The organism is Streptomyces sp. NPDC005393 (genome assembly GCF_040606675.1).
GTDB lineage: Bacteria > Actinomycetota > Actinomycetes > Streptomycetales > Streptomycetaceae > Streptomyces.
In genome coordinates this window covers 1-6,263 of the sequence record NZ_JBEXFG010000014.1, presented here as the reverse complement: position 1 = coordinate 6,263, position 6,263 = coordinate 1, and the positions used below count along the sequence as shown (strand labels likewise).

The following is a 6,263-nucleotide window of genomic DNA, read 5'->3' as shown; positions in this document are numbered from 1 at the left end:
GCCCCCACGGCCCCCACGGCCCCCACGGCCCCCACGGCCCCCACGGCCCCCACGGCCCCCACGGCCCCCACGGCCCCCACGGCCCCCACGGCCCCGGCGGCCCCGACCGCGCAGGCGGTCGAGGACGCCACCGCGGACCCGGCGCCGAGACAGCCGGCCGGCCCCAGCGATGCCGACCGGGGCCGCGACCCGCTGGACACGGTGGTGACGAACGCGGCCGTCGTCCTCGGACACGCCAACGCGCGCGCCATCGACCCGAGCCTCACCTTCAAAGAGCTCGGCTTCGACTCACTGGCGGCCACGGAACTCAGCGAGCGGCTCAGCTCGGCCACCGGTCTGCCCCTGACCGCCACGCTCACCTTCGACCATCCGACGCCACTGGCCGTTGCCGCTCATCTGCGCGCCCACACAGCTCCCGCCGCCGCACTGCCGCCGTCATCTGCCGCGACACCGGGCGACGATGACGATCCGATCGCCGTGGTGGCCATGAGCTGCCGCTACCCGGGCGGGGTCGACTCGCCCGAGGCGCTGTGGCGGCTGGTGGCCGACGGCGTGGACGCGGTGGGGGAGTTCCCCAGGGACCGCGGCTGGGACCTGGCCGAGCTGTTCGACCCCGACCCGGATCGCGAGGGCACCAGCTACGCCCACGAGGGCGGCTTCCTGTACGACGCGGCGCGGTTCGACGCGGAGTTCTTCGGGATCAGCCCGCGCGAGGCGCTGGCCACCGATCCGCAGCAGCGGCTGCTGCTCGAAACCGCATGGGAGACCTTCGAGCGCGCGGGCATCCGCTCCGCCACGCTCAAGGGCAGCCCGACCGGGGTGTTCGTCGGGGTGACGCCCCAGGACTACGGGCCACGGTTGCACGAGGCGCCGAAGGGGCTCGACGGGCATCTGCTGACCGGCGGCACCCCGAGCGTGGTGTCCGGCCGGGTGGCCTTCACCTTCGGCCTGGAGGGGCCCGCGGTGTCGGTGGACACGGCGTGCTCGTCGTCGCTGGTGGCCGTTCATCTGGCCATTCAGGCGCTCCGGCAGGGGGAGTGCACACTGGCCCTGGCCGGCGGGGTGACGGTGATGGCCGCCCCCGGCATGTTCACCGGCTTCTCACGGCAGCGCGGGCTGGCGCCCGACGGGCGGTGCAAGCCGTTCGCGGCGGCGGCCGACGGCACCGGCTGGGGCGAGGGCGTCGGCCTGCTGCTCCTGGAGCGACTCTCGGACGCCCGGCGCAATGCCCATCGGGTGCTGGCGGTGATCCAGGGCTCGGCGGTCAACCAGGACGGTGCCTCCAACGGTCTGACCGCGCCGAACGGCCCCTCGCAGCAGCGGGTGATCCGCCAGGCCCTGGCAGCCGCGGGACTTTCGCCGTCCGACGTCGACGCCGTCGAAGCACACGGCACCGGAACCACGCTGGGCGATCCCATCGAGGCACAGGCTCTGCTCGCCACCTACGGGCAGGGGAGGCGCGATGACCGGCCCCTGTGGCTGGGATCGCTCAAGTCGAACATCGGCCACACCCAGGCCGCCGCCGGGGTGGCGGGTGTCATCAAGATGGTGATGGCGATGCGGCACGGGCTGCTGCCCGCCTCCCTGCACATCGATGAGCCGAGCCCGCATGTGCACTGGGGCAACGGCGCGGTGCGGCTGCTGACCGAGCCGGTTCAGTGGCCGGGGGACGGGCGTCCCCGCCGCGCGGGCGTGTCCTCGTTCGGCATCAGCGGCACCAACGCGCATCTGATCGTGGAACAGGCTCCTGGGCGGAAACCCCACGACCCCCGTGTATCGCCGGACGACGCGATGGACGGGGCGGTGCCATGGGTGCTGTCCGCGCGGAGCACGGAGGCATTGCGAGGACAGGCGCGGGCGCTGGCGGCGCGCGTGGCCGCCGACGACGATGTAGCGCCCGGGGAAGTGGGCTGGTCGCTGATCACCACACGGTCGGTGTTCGAGCACCGGGCGGTGGTGGTCGGCGAGGGCCGCGTGGAGTTGATGGCGGCGGTCGGGGCGATGGCGGCCGGTGAGAACCACCCGGGCGTGGTGGGCCCCGGTGTCGTGCGCTCCGGCGCGGGCACGGCGGGCGGCGCCGGTCCGGTGCTGGTGTTCCCGGGCCAGGGCTCGCAGTGGGTCGGTATGGGGGCGGGACTGCTGGACGCCTCGCCGGTGTTCGCGGCGCGGGTGGCGGAGTGCGAGCGTGCGTTGGCGCCGTACGTCGACTGGTCGCTGACGGCTGTGCTGCGCGGTGCGGAGAGCGCGGCGGATCTGGGCCGGGTGGATGTGGTGCAGCTGGTGCTCTGGGCCGCGATGGTCTCGCTGGCCGCTGTATGGGCGGAGTACGGTGTGCGTCCCGCGGCGGTAGTGGGGCACAGTCAGGGCGAGATCGCGGCGGCCGTGGTGGCGGGTGTGCTGTCGTTGGAGGACGGCGCGAGGACCGTGGCGCTGCGCAGCCAGGCCCTGCGACGGCTGGCCGGTGGCGGAGCCATGGCCTCGCTGGGGCTGAGCCGGGAGCGGGCGGAGGGGCTGCTGTCCGGGCTGGGCGACCGGGCCGGCGCGGTCGTGGTGGCGGTGGTGAACGGGCCGCAGTCCACGGTGGTGTCCGGGCCGCCGCAGCAGGTGGCCGCCGCCCTGGCGGCGTGCCAGGAGGCGGGCGAGCGAGCCCGGATGATCGAGGTGGACTACGCCTCGCACAGCCCCCAGATCGACGGGATCACCGATGAACTCACCCGGCTTCTGGGCGGAATTGAGCCGGTCGAGGCGCCCGGGACGGGCGTGGCGTTCTACTCCACCGTGACCGGTGGCCGGGCCGACACCGCACTTCTCGACACCGCGTACTGGGTGCGCAATCTGCGGGAGCAGGTGCGGTTCGCGGACGCCGTCCATGCGCTGCTGGCCGATGGCCACCGGGTGTTCATCGAGGTCAGCACCCACCCCGTGCTGACCATGGGAATGCGGGAGACCTTCGAAGAGGTCGAGATCGGCGCCGTCGCGGTGCCCACACTGCGGCGCGACCACGGGGACCCGGGCCAGCTGACGCGATCGGTGGCCCAGGCGTTCATCGCCGGCGTTGACGTCGACTGGACCGCCGTGTTCCCGGCCGGTCCGCCACCCCGCACGGTCGAGCTGCCCACCTATGCGTTCCAGCGCGAACGGTACTGGCTGGACACGCCCAGCGGCCGTGGCGGCGACCCCGCCGACCTCGGCCTCGCCTCCGCCGGACATCCGCTGCTGGGCGCCGCGGTGCAGCTCGCCGACGGAAGCAGCCATGTGCTGACGGGCCGGCTCTCGGCGCAGACTCATCCGTGGCTGAGTGAGCATGTGGTGGCGGGTGTCCCACTGGTGCCCGGCGCCGCGCTGATGGAGTGGGTGGTGCGGGCGGCTGACGAGGTCGGCTGCGAGGAGGTGGAGGAGCTCGCGCTGCGGCTGCCGCTGGTGCTGCCCGCGTCGGGCGGGCTTCACGTTCAGGTCGTGGTCGGCTCTGCCACCGCCGACGGACGGCGCGATGTGGGGGTGTACTCCCGTCCCGACAAGAACATTCGCTCCGGCGCGGATGCGGACTGGGTGTGCCACGCCGTGGGTGTACTCGGCCCAGCCGTACCGGACGGCCGAATGGAAGAGCTGTCCGGGATATGGCCTCCGGCGGGCGCGCAGCCGGTCGACACGGATGGATTCTACGACCGGATCGCCGCCTCGGGGTACGCCTACGGGCCGGCGTACCAGGGGCTGCGGGCGGTGTGGCGGGACGGCACCGATGTGCTGGCCCAAGTGGCCCTGCCGAAGGCCGCGGGGGAGCGGAGCGGCTTCGGGATCCACCCGGCGCTGCTGGACGCCGTGCTGCATCCGACGCTGCTGACACCGCTGACCGACAACTCCGGCTCCGACGCCGCGGCGGGGGCGGCAGGCGAGCGGATATGGCTGCCGTTCACCGTGAGCGGCGTGTCGTTGTGGGCGGCCGAGGCGACCACCGTACGGGTCCGGCTCACTCCTCAGCCGCAGGCCACGGAGGGCGAGCGCGAGCTGCGCGTCGTCGTCGCCGACGCCGTGGGCGCCCCGGTGCTGACGATCGATTCGCTGGTGATGCGCCAGGCCGGAGCCGACCGGCTCCGAGCCGTGGACACACACGGCGCCGCCACCCCCAGCGGTGGCGTGGGCGTACGGCGACGTACCGCGAGCGGTGGCGTGGGCGTACGGCGACGTACCGCGACCGCCGCCGGGGCACGGTCCATGGACTGGGCCGGCCGGCTGGCGGGGCTGTCGGCGGCCGACCGGTATCGCACGGTGCTCGGTCTGGTCCGTGACCACGCCGCCACGGTGCTGGGGCACACCGACGCCGATGCGGTGCACGCCGACGCGAGCTTCAAGGAGCTGGGCTTTGAGTCCCTGACCGCCGTTGAGCTGCGCGACCGCCTCGCGGCCGCCACGGGGCTGCGGCTTCCCGCGGCCCTCATCTTCAGATGTCCGACCCCGCACGGCGTCGCGAGCCACCTTGTGCGGCGGCTTTCCCCCGAGGGCGCTGTGCCCGCCCCACGCAGCGCCCCGCCGGAACAGCTGAAGACAACGCAGAGGCCGACGGCTGAGATGAGCGCGGCGGAAAGGCTGGAGTCCGCGTCCGCGGATCAGGTTCTTGACTTTATTGACAACGAGCTTGGTGTGTCCTGAATGTGCCGGGCGCGACAATCGCTGAAGGCCGGGTGACCCCTCATGGCGAACGAAGAGAAGCTGGTCGAATATCTCAAGCGTGTTTCCGCCGATCTGCACGATACGCGTCTGCGCTTGCGTGAGGTGGAGGAGCGTTCCCAGGAGCCGGTGGCCGTGGTGGGCATGGCCTGCCGTTTTCCCGGCGGGGTGACGTCCCCCGAGGAGCTGTGGGAACTGCTTGTCTCCGGTGTCGATGCGATCGGGGATTTCCCCACGGATCGTGGCTGGGATCTTGAGAGCCTTTACCACCCCGACCCGGACCACTACGGCACCAGCTGTGTGCGTCACGGGGGATTCGTCGAGGCCGACCGATTCGACGCCGCGTTCTTCGGCATCAGCCCCCGGGAAGCGCTCGCCATGGACCCACAGCAGCGGCTCGTGCTGGAAATCGCCTGGGAGGCGTTGGAGCGTGCCGGAATCGACCCCCAGTCGCTCAAGGGAACCCGAACCGGCGTCTACGCGGGTGTGTCCAGCCAGGACTATCTGTCGCGGGCGCCGCGCATTCCCGAGGGATTCGAGGGATACGCCACCACGGGCAGCCTCACCAGCGTGATCTCGGGCCGGGTGGCCTACACCTTCGGACTGGAGGGGCCGGCGGTCACGGTGGACACCGCATGCTCGGCGTCGCTGGTGGCGATGCATCTGGCTTGCCAGGCCCTACGCCAGGGGGAGTGCACCCTGGCGCTGGGAGGCGGCGTCACCTCGCTCGCCACACCCATCATGTTCACCGAGTTCTCCCGGCAGCGCGCGCTGGCCCCGGACGGCCGGTGCAAGTCCTTCGCCGCCGCCGCGGACGGCACCGGCTTCTCCGAAGGCGTCGGCCTGGTGGTGCTGGAGCGGTTGTCGGACGCGCTGCGCCATGGCCATCGGGTGCTGGCGGTGATCCGGGGCTCGGCGATCAACCAGGACGGCGCCAGCAACGGGCTGACCGCCCCCAATGATGTCGCCCAGGAACGGGTCATCGGCCAGGCATTGGCAAGCGCCGGACTGTCGCCGGGTGATGTGGACGCGGTGGAGGCCCATGGCACCGGCACGAAGCTGGGCGACCCGATCGAGGCCGAGGCGCTGATCGCCACCTACGGTCAGGACCGGCCCGCCGATCGGCCACTGCTACTTGGCTCGCTGAAGTCCAACATCGGCCACACCCACGCGGCAGCGGGAGTGGCGGGCGTCATCAAGATGGTGATGGCGCTTCAGCATGCGCGGCTGCCCGCCAATCTGCACCTCGATGAGCCGACCCCGCATATCGACTGGGACGGCAGCGGGGTGCGGCTGCTGACCGAGCCCGTCGAGTGGCCCGAGCTGGAGCGCCCCCGTCGAGCGGCGGTGTCCTCCTTCGGTATCTCCGGTACGAACGCGCATCTCATCCTGGAGCAGGGGCCTGAGGCCGGTGAGCAGGCGGAGCGGGTGTCCGGGGAGGCTGCCGGGGTGGTGCCGTGGGTGGTGTCGGGGCGGAGTGTGGAGGCGTTGCGGGGGCAGGCCGCGGCGTTGGCGGCGTGTGTGGTCGGGGGTTCTGGGGTGTCGGCTGCTGAGGTGGGGTGGTCGTTGGTGGCGACGCGGTCGGTGTTCGAGCACCG

At 72.5% G+C, this 6,263-nt stretch carries 2 protein-coding genes and 1 pseudogene; all 3 read left to right on the top strand.

Going from position 1 to position 6,263, the window contains the following annotated elements; translation table 11 throughout:
* Positions 1-201: 201 nt before the first annotated feature.
* A pseudogene (locus tag ABZS71_RS14605) lies at positions 202-339 on the top strand (acyl carrier protein); the annotation flags it as partial.
* 87 nt (positions 340-426) lie between these two features.
* Positions 427-4,647, top strand: a complete 4,221-nt coding sequence (locus tag ABZS71_RS14600) for a beta-ketoacyl synthase N-terminal-like domain-containing protein (RefSeq protein WP_356210254.1) — start codon at positions 427-429, stop codon at positions 4,645-4,647.
* A 42-nt stretch (positions 4,648-4,689) separates the two neighbouring features.
* The coding region (locus tag ABZS71_RS14595; RefSeq protein ID WP_356210012.1) for a beta-ketoacyl synthase N-terminal-like domain-containing protein at positions 4,690-6,263 on the top strand (1,574 nt) is incomplete at its 3' end.